General features: G+C 37.0%; 14 protein-coding genes. 7 read left to right on the top strand and 7 right to left on the bottom strand.

The window, feature by feature from the left end:
* The first annotated feature begins 89 nt into the window (after positions 1-89).
* The 3 genes from RMO03_RS12785 to RMO03_RS12775 are packed head-to-tail and all read left to right on the top strand — an operon-like array spanning position 90 to position 3838.
* Complete coding sequence (locus tag RMO03_RS12785) at positions 90-2360, top strand: LysM peptidoglycan-binding domain-containing protein (protein WP_309642494.1); 2271 nt, start codon at positions 90-92, stop codon at positions 2358-2360.
* Positions 2361-2399: 39 nt separating this feature from the next.
* A complete protein-coding gene (locus RMO03_RS12780; RefSeq protein ID WP_309642493.1) occupies positions 2400-3395 on the top strand; it encodes a DUF4837 family protein in 996 nt (331 codons plus the stop codon).
* Positions 3392-3838: a GNAT family N-acetyltransferase gene (locus RMO03_RS12775; protein WP_309642492.1), complete on the top strand. Its 447-nt coding sequence runs from the start codon at positions 3392-3394 to the stop codon at positions 3836-3838. The genes RMO03_RS12780 and RMO03_RS12775 overlap by 4 nt, the downstream gene beginning before the upstream one ends.
* Here RMO03_RS12775 and RMO03_RS12770 read toward each other — a convergent pair whose 3' ends face one another.
* The 7 genes from RMO03_RS12770 to RMO03_RS12740 all read right to left on the bottom strand — a co-directional run bounded on the left by RMO03_RS12770 (position 3839) and on the right by RMO03_RS12740 (position 12292).
* Positions 3839-4654 (bottom strand): OmpA family protein, encoded by an 816-nt coding sequence (locus RMO03_RS12770; RefSeq protein ID WP_309642491.1) that lies wholly within the window; start codon positions 4652-4654, stop codon positions 3839-3841.
* Positions 4654-6294 (bottom strand): S41 family peptidase, encoded by a 1641-nt coding sequence (locus tag RMO03_RS12765; protein ID WP_309642490.1) that lies wholly within the window; start codon positions 6292-6294, stop codon positions 4654-4656. Before RMO03_RS12765 ends, RMO03_RS12770 begins: the two co-directional genes overlap by 1 nt.
* Before the next feature lie 121 nt (positions 6295-6415).
* Positions 6416-6802, bottom strand: coding sequence for a ribonuclease P protein component (gene rnpA / locus RMO03_RS12760; RefSeq protein ID WP_309642489.1), 387 nt, complete (start codon positions 6800-6802; stop codon positions 6416-6418).
* A 251-nt stretch (positions 6803-7053) separates the two neighbouring features.
* The gene (locus RMO03_RS12755) at positions 7054-8958 is read right to left on the bottom strand and encodes a M1 family metallopeptidase (protein ID WP_309642488.1); all 1905 of its coding nucleotides are present in this window, start codon (positions 8956-8958) and stop codon (positions 7054-7056) included.
* A gap of 93 nt (positions 8959-9051) precedes the next feature.
* A complete protein-coding gene (locus RMO03_RS12750) occupies positions 9052-10650 on the bottom strand; it encodes a S8 family peptidase (RefSeq protein ID WP_309642487.1) in 1599 nt (532 codons plus the stop codon).
* A gap of 240 nt (positions 10651-10890) precedes the next feature.
* Positions 10891-11322: a MarR family transcriptional regulator gene (locus RMO03_RS12745; protein ID WP_309642486.1), complete on the bottom strand. Its 432-nt coding sequence runs from the start codon at positions 11320-11322 to the stop codon at positions 10891-10893.
* Positions 11323-11434: 112 nt separating this feature from the next.
* Entirely contained in the window at positions 11435-12292 is an 858-nt protein-coding gene (locus RMO03_RS12740) for an MBL fold metallo-hydrolase (protein WP_309642485.1), read from the bottom strand.
* A 203-nt stretch (positions 12293-12495) separates the two neighbouring features.
* On the opposite strand from RMO03_RS12740, the gene RMO03_RS12735 reads away from it, so the two are divergent.
* Genes RMO03_RS12735 through sufD form a run of 4 tightly spaced genes read left to right on the top strand, consistent with a single transcriptional unit; the run spans position 12496 to position 16444 of the window.
* A complete protein-coding gene (locus RMO03_RS12735) occupies positions 12496-12825 on the top strand; it encodes an iron-sulfur cluster assembly accessory protein (RefSeq protein ID WP_309642484.1) in 330 nt (109 codons plus the stop codon).
* Positions 12826-12839: 14 nt separating this feature from the next.
* Positions 12840-14288, top strand: coding sequence for a Fe-S cluster assembly protein SufB (gene sufB / locus RMO03_RS12730; RefSeq protein ID WP_309642483.1), 1449 nt, complete (start codon positions 12840-12842; stop codon positions 14286-14288).
* A 50-nt stretch (positions 14289-14338) separates the two neighbouring features.
* Positions 14339-15091 (top strand): Fe-S cluster assembly ATPase SufC, encoded by a 753-nt coding sequence (gene sufC / locus RMO03_RS12725; RefSeq protein WP_309642482.1) that lies wholly within the window; start codon positions 14339-14341, stop codon positions 15089-15091.
* A gap of 36 nt (positions 15092-15127) precedes the next feature.
* Entirely contained in the window at positions 15128-16444 is a 1317-nt protein-coding gene (gene sufD, locus RMO03_RS12720; RefSeq protein ID WP_309642481.1) for a Fe-S cluster assembly protein SufD, read from the top strand.
* Positions 16445-16594: the final 150 nt, after the last annotated feature.

Genomic DNA, 16594 nt, shown 5'->3' with positions numbered 1-16594 from the left:
GAAGTTTGGCTAAAATTCGACTCCAAGCACACATCACAAACAAACAAACACAGTGTTTTCCACCTACAGAAAACCAATAAAATATTAGTATGAAATTAAAAAAAATCACATTAGCGGCGGTACTTCTTTTTGCAGCGCACGCTTTTGCTCAAGACTTTAGCAGCAAACCCCAAAGCAATATTTCGTATCTCGATTCTATCAAAAAAACATTCATCAAAGACAACATCGCATCTTGCGTTGACAGTTTATGGATGAAAGAATTGACGAGTTTAGATTTATACAACGATCTCGAAAGCGACATCAAAAACATCAACTTAGATCAAAAAGTTGAATACGAATTGCCAACCGAATTATTGAAAGCGCGTTTGAAAGAAATGGATTCTAAATCGCCTTTCAACATCGAATACAATCAAGGTCTTGAAAACATCATCAAATCATTCTTGAGAAACAGAAAGAAAGCTTACGAAAGATTGATGGCGATTTCTGAATATTACTTCCCACTTTTTGAAGATGCTTTAGCCAAGCAAAATGTTCCGTTAGAAATTAAATATTTAGCGGTGGTAGAATCGGCTTTGAATCCAAAAGCGGTTTCAAGAGTTGGAGCAACGGGACTTTGGCAATTTATGTATCAAACCGGAAAGCAATACAATTTGAATATCGATTCTTATGTTGATGACCGAAGCGATCCATTAAAAGCCAGTGAAGCTGCAGCACAATACATGACCAATATGTATAAGATTTTTGGCGATTGGGATTTGGTATTGGCATCTTACAATTCAGGTCCGGGCAATGTGGCAAAAGCCATCAGACGATCTGGCGGGCAGCAGAACTTCTGGAATATCAGAAAATACCTTCCACAAGAAACTCAAGGTTATGTTCCTGCATTCTTGGCAACAATGTATATTTATGAATACCACAAAGAACACGGTATTGTTCCTAATCGCGCTATCGTAAAGCATTTCGCTACCGATACGATTATGATTAGAAAACAAATGTCGTTCAAACAAATTTCTGATTTGTTGGATGTTCCGGTAGCACAATTGCAATTGTTGAACCCACAGTTTAAACTCAATGTGATTCCTGCTTATTTTGATACGAAGCATTTTTTGAGATTACCATTGGATAAAATCGCGGTTTTCACTTCAAATGAAGATAAAATCTACGCTTATGTTCAACACGAAGCTGACCAACGTGAAAAACCATTTTCTCGTTTTCAACAAGCTTGGGCTTCTCGCGATTCTTCGGAAACCACCCAAAGTTATATGGTTTCGAAAACCAAATTTCACAAAGTGAGACGCGGTGATAATTTGAGTGAAATTGCCAATCGTTACGATGTGTCGATGTCGGATATCAAAAAATGGAACAAGCTCAAAAGCAATAAAGCACCACTTGGAAGAAACTTAAAAATTATCACCAGCGAAAGAGTTGTCGCTCGCGTGAAGAAACCAAAAGAAGATTCTACGGCGATTGCTTCTAACAATAAAATCAATTCAATTTCTAATACTGTGGCTGAACTTACAGTAAAAGAACCTAAGGTTTATAAGGAAGAAAAAGTAGTTTCATTTAAAGATGTAACCAAAACCCACAAAGTGAAAAAAGGCGATAGCCTTGGTGAGATTGCAGACAAGTATGGTGTTGCGATGAGCGATATCAAAAAATGGAATAAACTTAAAAGCAATAATGTTCCGTTAGGTAAAAAGTTAAAAATTATTACCAATGAAAGAGTGGTTACTACCGTTAAGAAATTGGTGAAATCTGAAGGTATTGCTGCGAATGAAAAAGCTAAAAAAGAGGAAACGACTGAAGATTTTTATGTGGTTGAACAAGGCGATAATTTGTCAACCATTGCTAAAAAATATAATGTTTCGATTGATGATTTGAAAAAATGGAACAATTTAGAAAGCAATAATATCCAATTGGAAAGCAAACTTAAAATTGCTGACATCACGATTAATAAAGAAGATAAATCAGAAGTTGCTCCTAAAACTGAAATCAGAAATGTCGAGTATACTGTGCAACGCGGTGACAATTTGGGAACAATTGCCAGAAAAAACAATGTGGCAGTTTCAGATTTAAAAATATGGAACGACTTATCTGATGACAATATTCAATTGGGCGATAAATTGATTGTAGCGAAAAAACTAATCGTTGATAACAGCCAATCAGTAGCGGAAAAAACCACTAAAAAAGAGAAAGCCACTAAAAACGAAAGAGAAGATCATTACTACGTTCAAAAAGGAGATTCACTTTTTAGTATAGCTAAAAAATATCCGGGCGTTACGGTTTCAGACATTAAAAAATGGAACGGCATCAACGGAAATTCTTTAAAACCAGGAATGAAGTTGAAAATAAACGGTTAATCTAAAAAATCTATATAAATTTAGGGCTTATTTCACACTATGAAAAAAGCCCTTTTTTTTGTGCTTGTTTTTTCAGGATTTCTGGGTTCGTGCATTAAAAAACACAATCGAGAAACCGAAAAAACTTCGGGAAAAATCAACACAATTTCGGTGATTATTGACGATCAGCTTTGGAATGGTGAAGTCGGCGACAGCATTCGAAATAAGTTTGCTTCGCCTGTTATTGGTTTGCCTCAAGAAGAACCACTTTTCACAATCAATCAATATCCGGTTAAATTGCTTGAAGGTTTTATGACCAATTCTCGTAATATTATTGTGATTAAAAAAGAAGCGGAAAATAAATTTGAGATTGTAAAAAACGAATACGCAAGTCCACAAAACGTCATTCACATTTCAGGAAAAACAACCGCTAGTATTTTAGAACAAATCGAAACCAATGCGCCGATGATTATCACTCAAATGCGCCAAACCGAAATTGAAGAAAACCAACGCATTATTGATACATCGAGAATTACTACTAAAAAAATCAAGCGAAAATTCAAAATCGATTTGCATATTCCGAAAGGCTACAATTATGTTTTGGAACGTAGAAAATTCATTTGGCTCAAAAAAGAAATCACCAGTGGGAATACGAGTATTTTAATTTATCAGATTCCACTGTATCGATTAAATGGAAGTCGAAACGTACTCAATAGCATCATCAAAACCAGAGACTCTATTGGCAATTTATACATTCACGGCACATCTAGAAACACACAAATGGTAACGGAAGATTCCTATGCGCCGTATTTGTTTCACATTAATATTAATGGAAAAGAAGCCTATGAAACCAAAGGCACTTGGGAACTCAAAAATGATTTCATGTCCGGACCGTTTATCAATTACAGTATTTTAGATAGAGTGAATAGAAGAGTCATTGTTTTAGAAGGCTTTTGCTACGATCCGTCGAAAGAAAAAAGAGATTTGATGTTCGAGCTCGAAGCCATTATCAAATCGATTGAATTTACCACAAAAGAAAATAAAAAGCAGCGATGAGTTTAGAATGGAAAATAAAGCGTTTTGAGGCGCTTACTACAGATGAGTTATACGATTTGCTACAATTGCGCAGTGAGGTCTTTATAGTAGAGCAAAATTGCGTTTATCAAGACATCGATGGTAAAGATCGAAAAGCTTTACACTTGATTGGCGAATATGATTCTAAAATTGTGGCATATGCACGACTTTTTCAAGCAGGCGATTATTTTGACGAAGCTTCGATTGGACGCGTGGTTATTGGAACGCGATACCGCGATAAAAAATGGGGACACGAGTTGATGCAGCAAGCGATTGCCGGTATTGAAGAGCATTTTAAAACCACCAAAATCACAATTTCAGCGCAGTTGTATTTGCAAAAATTTTATGAAGGTCATGGTTTTGTGGCAACGAGCGAAACGTATTTAGAAGATGATATACCACATATTCAAATGAAAAAAGCGTAATTAAATCTTCGTAATCACCAGCTCTACACGACGATCATATTCAGAACCTTTCCCTAAAGGAACAGAATTCCCATAACCTTTGAAAGTCATTCTGGTTTTGAGGATTTTCTTAAAAACCAAATATTTATAAACCGATTCCGCGCGATTTGATGATAAGTTTCGCTTTCTGGTTTCGCGATCGATGGCTTCTTTTTGATAGGGTGGCGTGCAGCACACGTGGCCTTGAATTTCGAATTCTAGTTTGCGGTATTTCAACAAAAGCTTGGCAATTTTATCAAGTTGCGTTTTGGCCTCGAAAGTAAGTTTGCTACTGCCGCGTTCGAACAATAAATTCTCAAGATAAATATGATCGCCAATAATATGTTTCTTTTGAATTGTGGTGTAAAAACCCGGGATTTCAATTTTTGGAAGTTCTTTTAAATTCAACACCAAATCGACACGGCGGTTTTTAGATCTTTTCTCAGGAAGATTTTCCACAACGTCATCGTCAATCAGAATGCGGCCTTTACCTTCAATCGTTACGATAATTTTGTTTTTGATGCCACTTGCAATAAGTTTTTCTTTAATCGTATTGGCCCTGTTGCTCGACAATTTAAAGTTGTAAGCATCTTTCCCAACATCATCAGTATAGCCAAAAATTTGAATTGATTCGATGCGCGTAGAATCTGTGTTTTTAATGAAATCAACCACAGCGTTGCCTTGCTTTTCATCCAAATGAAATTTATCAAAGTCGAAATAAACCGACTGAACGACTTCTTCTTGCGCGTACAAAAAACCACAAAGCAACAACGGTAAAAACCTTACAATTCGAATCATTATTTTTTTAATATTTTATTGTATTCAGAAGCGTTGCCGAGTATAGAAACGGCTTTTTTAACTTCTGAATTATTTTTGATATAATATTGATACAAACCTTCTTTGTATTGGTATCTTTTGATGATTTCATCTAAAATCAAATTCTTAATTTCTTTTTGATTTTGGTTCAACTGTGTTTCTTCACTGCGTTGAATGGCCGACATCAATTGTTGGTATTCTACCGAAATCGAGCCGTCAATTTTTTCTTTTTTAGCTTCTGCCAAAGTATTCTTTAAAGCCAATTCTGATTCGGAGTCAAAATTAAAGTTTTGTTTTTTCAAAAATGCTTTAAAATCCGCAAAATCCGTGTCAGTAATCGTTGGAATCGTAGTTCCCAAATTCGGATGTTTGTAATAATAGTCGGTTACATAATTAAAAATCCCATCATTTTTCACAAGTTTTTCTGTAATTGGACTCAATTTCGTTTCATCCATCACGACGTCAGGAAGAATTCCGCCGCCATCATAAACTGTTCTTCCGTTTTTGGTTTTGAAAGCATTGTAGTTGTCGGAAGTAGTTCGAATAGCGTGTCCGTCTTTGTCTTTATGCGAATAATCTAGCGCTTGAATGCATCGGCCTGAAGGCGTGTAATATCTAGAAATCGTAATTTTAATTTGCGTTCCATAAGTTAAATCTACCGGGCGTTGCACCAATCCTTTTCCAAAACTTCTCGAGCCTAAAACCACGGCGCGGTCTAAATCCTGTAAGGCGCCCGAAACAATTTCAGAAGCCGAAGCACTTTTACTATCAACAATAATGGCTAATGGAATTTCGGTGTCAATCGGCTCGCGGTTGGTTTTGTAGGAGTTGTTGTGTTTCTCAATTTTCGATTTCGTCGTTACGATGATTTCATTTTTCGGCACAAATAAATTGCAAATGCTTACGGCTTCGTTGAGCAAACCACCGGGATTTCCTCGAAGATCTAAAACAATTCTTTGAGCACCATCTTTTTTGAGTTGTTCTAATGCCTCTTTGGTTTCTAATGCTGCTTTGGCACTAAATTGTGTGAGCACGATGTATCCGGTTTTGTCATCAATTTTTCCAAAGAAAGGAACAGCTTTGACTTCAACTTCACCCAATATGATATCAGCAGTTGCCGTTTTGCCTTGTCGAATATATTTTACCGTGATTTTGGTGTTTTTTCCACCTTTTAATAATTGCGACGCATCTTCTTTAAAATCTTTCAAATCAATATCTCCGATTTGAATAATTTCATCTCCGGCTTTGAGTCCAGCTTTATCCGCAGGAAAATTTTTGTATGGTTCTTTGATGATGAGTTTGTCTTCTTTTCGAATCATCAACGCGCCAATTTCGGTATATTCTCCGGTATTGTTGATTTTATATTTAACGACGTCTTGTTCGTTGAAGTAATTCGTATACGGATCTAAATCGGCCAACATGCTTTTGATGGCTTTGTCCATTAAGTCGCCGGGATTGGTTTCGTCTACGTAATTGGCATTGACGGCTTTGAATAATGTGGTGAAAATTTCGATTTGCTTTGCCACTTCAAAAAAATCTTCTTTAATAAAGCTCACGCCAACAAATAAAAACGAGCTGGCAACCACGGGAATGATGTATTTCTTTTTAAGAACTGAACGCATGGCAATAGGTTTTACTAACAATTTAGGTTTTCGATGCTTCGAAACGGTTTCAAATATAAAAGTTTAACTATGAAAAACAATGAGAATTAAGAATTCGTTGTCATTGAAATGGCATAAAAATTTATTCTTTCGATGTGGAATGTATTTGAAGCGAAAATTTTTCAAACAATTGTATCGTTTTTTCATGAATTTCCTGATATGATAATCGATCGCTTGTTTGATAAAACAACATGAAACCATAGGGTTTTTCGAGCGAATCCAATAGCAAATGTTTGTTCAAGCGATAGGTTTCACGCAACACTCTTTTGTAGTAATTTCGATCCACGGCATGTTTGAAATGCTTTTTAGAAACAGAAACGCCAACGGTTGTTTTCGCCTCTTTTTCTTCGTCTAATGAAACATACACCAAACGCAATGGAAATTTTGAGACCGATTTGCCTTTTGAAAAAAGTAAATCAATCGTTTTTTTGCTTTTGAGCTTTTCGGGTTTTGGATAGGTGAATCTCATTTTGGTTTTGTAAAAACAACGCAACAAAGGTACAAAGCGATTTTTAAAAAAGAAGGTAAGTAAATTCTATAATTTAACGTCGGAATTCTGTAAATGATATGGCTGTCTATATTGTAATTTTACTTTGTAAGATTGAAACAACAATATAAAAAAGATAAGCATTATCCGTGAGTTGAAGAAGCAACTGCTATAAATAAAGCGGATAAGTTGAAAAGCCCTCAAGGTATTATTCTTTGAGGGCTTTCCTTATTTTATTTTTTCACTTCTGGTTTTATTTCTGCGGGATAGGTATTGTTGTCTTTTTTAACATCCGCCATCAAACCACTTTCGTCAATCGTGATTTTTTTGATCGAAGTTTTTGCTTTTGGAATTTCAAAAAAGTAACTAGGATTAGCCCACGCCCAATCAGGCAAAACAGTTCTTTTGATAGTAGGATTTGGGTTGTCTTTTTCAAAACTCATCATACGCAATGGAATGTAAAACGACTCTTTGGTTCCGTCGGTATATTCTACCATAATGTCAATAGGCATTGGCATTCTACCAATTCTTTCTAATGTAACTCCAGTTCTTTGCACGCCGTCTGTAGCGCTTTCCACGTTCTTGATTCCGTAATCAATCGTGTTTGTGGTTTGCGTCCAATCGGTTAAGTACCAATCGAGATTGGCACCCGAAACACGTTCCGCAGTTCTTTTGATGTCGTTTGGTGTCGGATGTTTGAATTTGAAATCATTAAAATACCTTTTTAAAGTCTTCATCAAATTGTCTCGGCCAATCAAATAAATCATTTGTGAAAGGAAAATATCGCCTTTGCTGTAAGAAGTAATGCTGTAAACTTGATTAAAATCATAACGATCCGAATGCGTGCTTTGTGGTTGTTCCTTACCTGAATTAACCATAAAATAATAGCCATCATAAGAACCTGAATGTGGGTTTTCCACTTTTTTTTCAGCGATTTCATTCATCCCCAAATCTTCTAAAAATGAAGTGAAGCCTTCATCCATCCAACCGTGTTTGCTTTCGTTTGATGCCAAAACATGTTGAAACCACGAGTGCGCCATTTCATGAGCGATGACTCCGATTAGTCCGTCATAAGTGCCTTCACCTAAAATCAAAGTACACATTGCATATTCCATTCCGCCATCGCCGCCTTGAATTACAGAGTATTGATTGTAAGGATATTTCCCGACGGTTTGGTTGTAGAATTGCATTAAACGAGCGGTTTCTGGTTCCGCCTTTTTCCAATTGTCGATAATTTTTGGATTATTTTTATACAGAAAATGCAAAGTGGCTCCATTTGGAATTTGATATACATCGTGTAAATAATCCTTGTCCGCAGCCCAAGTAAAATCATGCACATTTGGAGCGATGAAATGCCATGTCAACGTTTTGGTTTTCATCGGATAAGTCACAGTTACGCCTGCATCTTGATAGCCTTTTCCAATGTCGTTTTTGTTTTTCAAATAACCGCTTCCGCCGAGAATGTAATCTTTGTCAATTGTAATATTGACATCAAAATTACCCCAAACACCGTGAAATTCTCTTGCAATATACGGATCGGCATGCCAGCCTTCGAAATCAAATTCTGCTATTTTAGGATACCATTGCGACATTGAGAATTCGACGCCTTCAGCATTATTTCTTCCTGAACGTCTGATTTGCACCGGCACTTGTCCGTCGAAATCTAAAGTAAAAGTTGTTTTTTTGCCAGGTAAAATCGGTTTTACCAAAGTCACCTCGAGTATTGTCCCGACTTCCTTCGTTACAGCAGCAACGCCATTTTGTTTGAAATTCGATATTTTGAGATAGCCTATTTCATTAGGTTTCAAATTCGCAATGCGACTTTCTTTGACCTCTTTCCCATCCACTTTTATTTTATTAACCATTCTGCGGTCCGGATCAGCGATTGATTGCAAGCGCGCATCCATTTCGCTTCCGGGTTGAAAAGCGTTGTTGTATAAGTGATAAAACACACGTTTTAAAGTATCGGGCGAATTGTTCGTATAGATTAATTTCTGATTTCCTTTGTATTGATAGGCTTTGGCATCTACAGTCACATTCATTTTATAATCAACATGTTGTTGCCAATAATTTGAATGCTGTGCAAAACCAATCGTCGAAAATAAAGAAAGCAATGCGATTAAAGAAAATGATTTCATCGTATAAAATTTACGGTTTTAATAAAACAAAAATAAGCTTGAAGAAAGGATTGGTTTCTCACAAGCTTATTTTAATATTGGAAATGGAAGTTTTTATCCTCTTACTTTTTTATGTTTTTTGGACTTTGGCGACATTTTTTCAGCCATTTTAAAAGCATTGTAAGCATTGACGATTTTCCCTGAAGTAGATAAATCGGCAAATGGCCTCATGTCTTTTGGATCGCCACCAACCACAACTTTATCAGTAATTGGGGTTCCTGAATTCAGCAGGATATATTTCACTTGTTTGGCTGTTAAGTTCGGAAAGTACGAACGAATTAATGCCGCAACTCCAGCTACATTTGGTGATGCCATTGAAGTTCCTTGTTCGTATTTGTAGGTGTTGTTTGGCGTGGTTGCGTAGATTTCCATTCCTGGAGCATACACATCCACATTGAGTTTTCCGTAGTTAGAAAAAGGAGCAACAATCTTTTCTCCGTAGTTGTAGCTTAAAGCACCAACGGTAATCACATTGTCAGCAAATTCTGTTTTTTTGTCATCAGAATCGTTAGGATAATTGCTTTCCACATCGATATCTTTTGAATCATTTCCGGCAGCATGAACAATCAAAACGTCTTTCTTTTCAGCATATTTAATCGCATCATAAACCCATTGTTTGTGCGGTGAGAAGTTTTTTCCGAAACTTCCATTAATGACTTTAGCGCCATTATCAACGGCGTAACGAATGCTTAATGCGATGTCTTTGTCGTATTCATCACCATTAGGAACGGCACGAACCGCCATGATTTCTACGTTGTCAGCTATTCCGTCGCCACCAATATTGTTGTGTCTACTTTGTGCAATGATACCGGCAACGTGTGTTCCATGCAAAGCGTCTTTTTTGTCTGGGCCATAGACCGTATTGTTGCCGTAATGAATATTGCTCATGTTGTCAGGATTATCGCCCAATACTTTTCTGCCGTCAAAATCTTTGTTGAGGTTGTAGTTAAGCATGTCGTAAACTTGATTCTTATAATCATTTAAACCTTCATTAAAATCCGGACCAGCTTGACCAATAACACTCGTCATCACTTGCTTGTTTTTACTTAGAGCAGGATCAGTAGTTTCGATAGCTTTTAACTCTTCGAGTGTATAATTGTCTTTTTTTAGATAGTCTTTAATCGCTTGATTGCATTTAAAAAGAAAATCAACTTGCTGTTTGCCTTGAAGATTTTCCTGATACATTTTATCGTATTCCGTTTTGGCGGCTTTGTATTCTTCAGAACCATCGTCCGGTTTTTTCAAAATACGGGTCATTTCTAAATTTTCATTTCCGGAATCGCCTAAGAAATTCCATCCATGAACATCATCGATATAACCATTTTTGTCATCATCAATTCCGTTTCCTGCAATCTCTTTTTTATTGGTCCAAACGACACTTTTTAAATCTTCGTGGTCGATATCAACACCTGAATCAACGATGCCTACAATGACTTTTTTGCTTTTTTTGTTTTTAATCAATTCAGCATAGACACGATCGACGCTCATTCCGGGAATGCTGTCTTTGCTTAAATCAAGATGACTCCATCGTTTTAATTGGTCATCGGTAAGTTTGCCTTTTTTTGCAGTAAAACTGGTGCCTTGCGCTTGAACGGACATCGATAACATACCGCTAAGTAGCATCGAATAACAAGCCATTTTAATTACATTCATTTTAATAGTTTTTAAAGTGAGCCAAAAATAATCAGGTTTTATCTGATAATCAGGTTTTATTAACATTAATTTATTACGCACAAGTGTTTAACTTGAATTTTGTCAAGTTTTATAAAGGGATACAAATCATTTTACGGTCAACTTGTTTTTCAAATCATATCGAATAATGACAAGACAAATCGAAAAGCAACGACAAATAATAACGCCACTACATAGACTAATTTCAACATAATCTTAAAATTAAGGTTGGCAATTTTTAATTATTTTTTTTAAAGTTGAATTGAGGTTTTCTAATTCTTCTAATGTGATTCCGATTTGGGCCATTTTTCTGTTTTGAAGCACTAAGTCTTGCACCTTGTTGATGATATCTTCGCCGGCTGCTGTGACTTTCAATATGGAAGTTCTTCTGTCTTTTGGATTTACTTTTCGGTCCAGATATTTCGATTTCACCAAAAGCTCAATGATTCTTGTTACCGAAGCATTGTCTTTAAAAGCCTTCTCAGCAATACTTTGTTGCGATATTCCGGGATTTTCTAGCAACACTTTAATAATCAACCATTGATCGACCGTTATTTTAAACCCGTTTTCTTTTAGCTTCTTTTGAGAGTAAATTCGATACGTTCGAATGGCTTTGTCGAGCAAATAAAAATTAATGGTTTCAAGTCTTTCCATGAAGTAAAAATATAAATGTTTTGTCAAAAATTGACATATCAATAAAACTTTAACATTCTATTTTGAAACAGATCTTGTTTAAAATAAAGAAGATATGCTTTTTGAACTTTGATTAAAAGACTTCAGCGGTTTTAAAAACATCTTTCAAACGAACGCCTCTTTCGGTTTTTTCAACAGTAATGATTTCATTATGGGCATCATGTTCGAGGAATAAATAGTAATTATTATCCGCCGCCAAATTCATAAACTTTTCTTTTTCAGGCAATGTTAAAAGCGGTCTTGTATCATAACCCATGACATATGGCAATGGAATATGTCCGGCAGTCGGCAACAAATCCGCCATAAAACAAATCGTTTTATCTTGGTATTGAATCTGCGGAATCATCATTTTTTCGGTATGACCATCAACAAAGAAAACCCCAAAATTTAATTCAGACTGCATAAGAAAATCGCTATTCGGTTTTTGAATAAAATTTAATTGCCCACTTTCTTGCATGGGTAAAATATTCTCGGAAAGGAAAGACGCTTTTTCGCGCGCATTGGGTTTGGTTGCCCATTCCCAATGATTTTCGTTGGTCCAGAATTTAGCATTTTTAAAAGCGACTTCGTAACCCGTTTTGTCTTGATTCCATTGTACGCTTCCGCCGCAATGATCAAAATGCAAATGCGTCATAAAAACGTCGGTAATATCATCGCGATGAAAACCAAAATTCGCCAAAGATTTATCGATGCTATGTGTTCCCCAAAGCGAATAATAGCCGAAAAATTTTTCCGATTGTTTGTTGCCCATTCCGGTATCAATTAAGATTAAACGGTTGCCGTCTTCAATCAACAAGCATCTTGCGGCAATATCAATTAAGTTGTTTTGATCTGCCGGATTGGTTTTGTTCCAAATGGTTTTTGGGACAACACCGAACATAGCGCCACCGTCTAATTTGAAATTGCCTGATTCAATAGGATAAAGTTTCATGTAAGTTTGCTTTCGAAAATGAGTTGCCAAATTACTAAAATCCATTTGTTTTAAAAGCAGAAATCAAAAATATCTATGTTAATATTGTATTTAAAAATCCTTGTCTGATTAGCAAAAAGTATATTTTAGTTTATCTTTGCCATTAATTTAGACAAAATCAAGATAAGGTATTTATTTCTTGATGAACAATAAAAATCAGCATTATGATACAAGTATCAGATACAGCCAGTAAAAAAATCGTAGAGATGATGAAAGACGACGGTTTTGACGCTTCCAAAGACTATGTTCGTGTGGGTGTTAAAAGTGGTGGTTGCTCAGGTTTATCATACGAATTGAAATTTGATAAAGAAACCGGTGAGAACGATAAAATCTTCGAAGTCAATCATGTCAGAATTGCCGTTGAGAAAAAATCGTTTTTATACTTAGCCGGAACCATTTTAGAATTTTCAGGCGGATTAAACGGAAAAGGTTTTGTTTTCAATAATCCGAACGCCAGCAGAACTTGCGGTTGCGGGGAGTCGTTTTCATTATAAATTAAAAAACAATTATGTCAAAATATACCGAAGACGATTTAAAAATTGAACTCGAAAACAAAGAATACGAGTACGGTTTTTATACCGACATCAAATCGGATACTTTTCCTGTTGGGTTGAATGAAGATATCGTTCGCGCCATTTCACTTCGCAAAGAAGAACCGCAATGGATGACCGATTGGCGCATTGAAGCTTTTCGTGCTTGGGAACAAATGATCGAACCGGAATGGGCCAATGTGCATTATGACAAACCCGATTTTCAAGCGATTTCGTATTATTCTGCGCCTTTGAGCAAAGCAAAATATGAAAGCCTTGATGAGGTTGATCCGGAATTACTCGAAACATTCAAAAAATTAGGAATTTCAATCGATGAGCAAAAAATGCTTAGCGGTGTCGCGATGGATATTGTAGTCGATTCGGTTTCCGTAGCCACGACTTTCAAGAAAACGCTAGGCGAAAAAGGAATTATTTTCTGTTCTATTTCTGAAGCGATTCGCGAATATCCTGATTTGGTGAAAAAACATTTAGGAACTGTTGTGCCTCAAAAAGATAATTTTTACGCAGCATTGAATTCGGCGGTTTTCTCCGATGGTTCGTTCTGTTACATTCCAAAAGGCGTTCGTTGCCCGATGGAATTATCTACGTATTTCAGAATCAATCAAGCCGGAACCGGACAATTTGAAAGAACGTTGGTGATTGCTGATGAAGGCAGTTATGTTTCGTATCTCGAAGGTTGTACGGCGCCAAGTCGTGACGAAAATCAATTGCATGCAGCAGTGGTTGAACTCATCGCTATGGATGATGCAGAAATTAAATATTCAACCGTACAAAACTGGTATCCGGGAAACAAAGAAGGCAAAGGCGGCGTATTCAACTTCGTAACCAAAAGAGGTTTGTGCGAGAAAAACGCCAAGATTTCTTGGACGCAAGTTGAAACTGGTTCAGCCGTTACTTGGAAATATCCATCATGCATTTTGAAAGGCGACAATTCTGTAGGTGAATTTTATTCGATTGCTGTAACCAATAACTTTCAACAAGCTGATACAGGAACGAAAATGGTTCACTTGGGGAAAAACACAAAATCAACGATTATCTCAAAAGGAATTTCTGCCGGAAAATCTCAAAACAGTTACCGTGGTTTGGTTCAAATAGGAGCCCGTGCTGAAAATGCCAGAAATTTTTCGCAATGTGATTCTTTGCTCATGGGAAACAATTGCGGCGCACATACTTTTCCATACATCGAAAGTAAAAACCCAACGGCCAAAATAGAACACGAAGCGACGACTTCAAAAATTGGAGAAGACCAAGTTTTTTATTGCAACCAACGTGGTATTCCTACTGAAAAAGCAATTGCATTAATCGTCAATGGTTTCAGCAAAGACGTTCTCAATAAACTGCCAATGGAGTTTGCGGTGGAAGCTCAGAAATTACTTGAAATTTCGCTCGAAGGCAGCGTTGGATAAACACACTTGATGAATCTTAATCCCTTAATGGTTTAAAATAAAAAATAAAAATGTTAAGCATAAAAAATTTACACGCTTCAGTAGAAGACAAAGAAATATTAAAAGGCATCAATCTTGAAGTAAAAGCGGGTGAAGTACACGCCATCATGGGCCCGAACGGTTCCGGAAAAAGTACACTTTCAGCCGTAATTGCAGGAAACGAAAATTACGAAGTGACCTCAGGCGAAGTTTTTCTAGACGGTGAAGATTTATCAGATTTAGCTCCCGAAGAACGCGCACACAAAGGCGTTTTTCTTTCGTTTCAATATCCCGTAGAAATCCCGGGTGTTTCGGTAACCAACTTCATGAGAACCGCCATCAACGAAACCAGAAAAGCCAACGGAAAAGAAGAAATGCCGGCGAATGAAATGCTCAAACTAATCCGTGAAAAATCAGAATTGTTAGAAATCGATCGCAAGTTTTTATCGCGTTCGCTCAACGAAGGTTTTTCGGGTGGTGAGAAAAAACGAAACGAAATTTTCCAAATGGCAATGCTGGAACCGAAACTCGCGATTTTAGATGAAACCGATTCGGGTCTCGATATCGATGCCTTAAGAATCGTAGCCAATGGTGTCAACAAACTCAAAAGCGAAAACAACGCTGTTATCGTCATCACGCACTATCAAAGACTTTTAGACTATATCGTTCCGGATTTCGTCCATGTTTTATACAACGGAAAAATCGTAAAATCAGGTGGCAAAGAACTGGCTTACGAACTCGAAGAAAAAGGATACGACTGGATCAAACAAGAACAAGAAGCATAAAACGTTACCGGTTTCAGACCGACAACCGACAAGTATATGGAATTAAAAGAAAAACTCATCGCCTCATTCATGGCTTTTGAAGAACAAGTCGACGTCAATGCCGACTTGCATGACATCCGCACATCCGCATTCAAAAACTTCGAAGCGAAAGGCTTTCCAACCAAAAAGGACGAAGCTTGGAAATATACATCACTCAACGCACTTCTTAAAAACGATTTTTCTGTTTTCCCAAAACATGAAAATACGATTGAATTTGCCGATGTAAAAAAATATTTCTTACATGAAATCGACACCTATAAAGTAGTGTTTATCGATGGTGTTTTCAGTTCATTTTTATCGTCCACAACGCATGACGGTGTCGATGTTTGTTTGATGTCATCAGCACTCAACAAGCCAAAATACAAAATGATTATTGATGAGTATTTCAATAAAATCGCCAACAAAGACGAAAGTCTAACTTCACTCAATACAGCTTTTGCTAGCGAAGGCGCATACATCAACATTCCCAAAAGCAAAGTAACCGACAAGCCTGTAGAGATTATGTATTTCTCCACAGGAAGTGAAGCAGCGCTAATGTTACAGCCTAGAAACTTAATTATCGTTGGTGAAAACTCACACGTTCAAATCATCGAAAGACACCAAAGCCTCAACGACAATGCGGTTTTGACGAATTCTGTAACCGAAATTTTCGCTCAAAAACGGGCCATTGTCGATTATTATAAAATTCAAAATGACAACCATTTCGCCTCGTTAATCGACAATACTTATGTGTCCCAACAACAAGAAAGTCACGTGCATGTAAACACATTCAGCTTCGGCGGAAATCTTACGAGAAACAACCTTAATTTTTACCATAAAGGCGAAAGAATCGAAAGCCATCTCAACGGCATCACGATTATTGGCGAAAAGCAACACGTAGATCATTACACTTTAGTGCACCATGCACAGCCGAATTGCGAGAGTTTTCAGGATTATAAAGGTATTTTTTCCGACAACTCGACCGGTGTTTTCAACGGAAAAATCTATGTCGAAAAAGAAGCGCAAAAAACCAATGCATTCCAAAAAAGCAACAATATTTTACTGAGTGATAAGGCTACAATCAACGCCAAACCACAACTCGAAATCTTTGCCGACGATGTTAAATGTTCGCACGGCTGCACCATCGGACAGCTTGATGATACCGCCATGTTCTACATGCAATCGCGCGGAATTCCAAAAAAAGAAGCCAAAGCATTGTTGATGTATGCGTTCTCAAATGCCGTAATCGAAAGCATCAAAATCCCCGAACTCAAACAAAGAATCACCAAACTCATCGCAACCAAATTGGGCGTAAAAATCGGATTTGATTTGTAGATTTTTCAGGAGCTGTTTCCCGCTATCATTCCAATCTTGTCATTGCGAGCTTGCGCGGCAATCTCCCAATGCCAAGGATTTTCCCTTCTATCGGGGCTAGGTTTTCACGTATCATTGAAAGTTCGCTGCAAACACAAAAACCCTATGCGT

The sequence above is a fragment of the Flavobacterium sp. genome (assembly GCF_031411595.1).
Taxonomy (GTDB): domain Bacteria; phylum Bacteroidota; class Bacteroidia; order Flavobacteriales; family Flavobacteriaceae; genus Flavobacterium.
The sequence above is the reverse complement of the archived record's forward strand: the minus strand, read 5'-3'. Positions and strand labels throughout refer to the sequence as shown.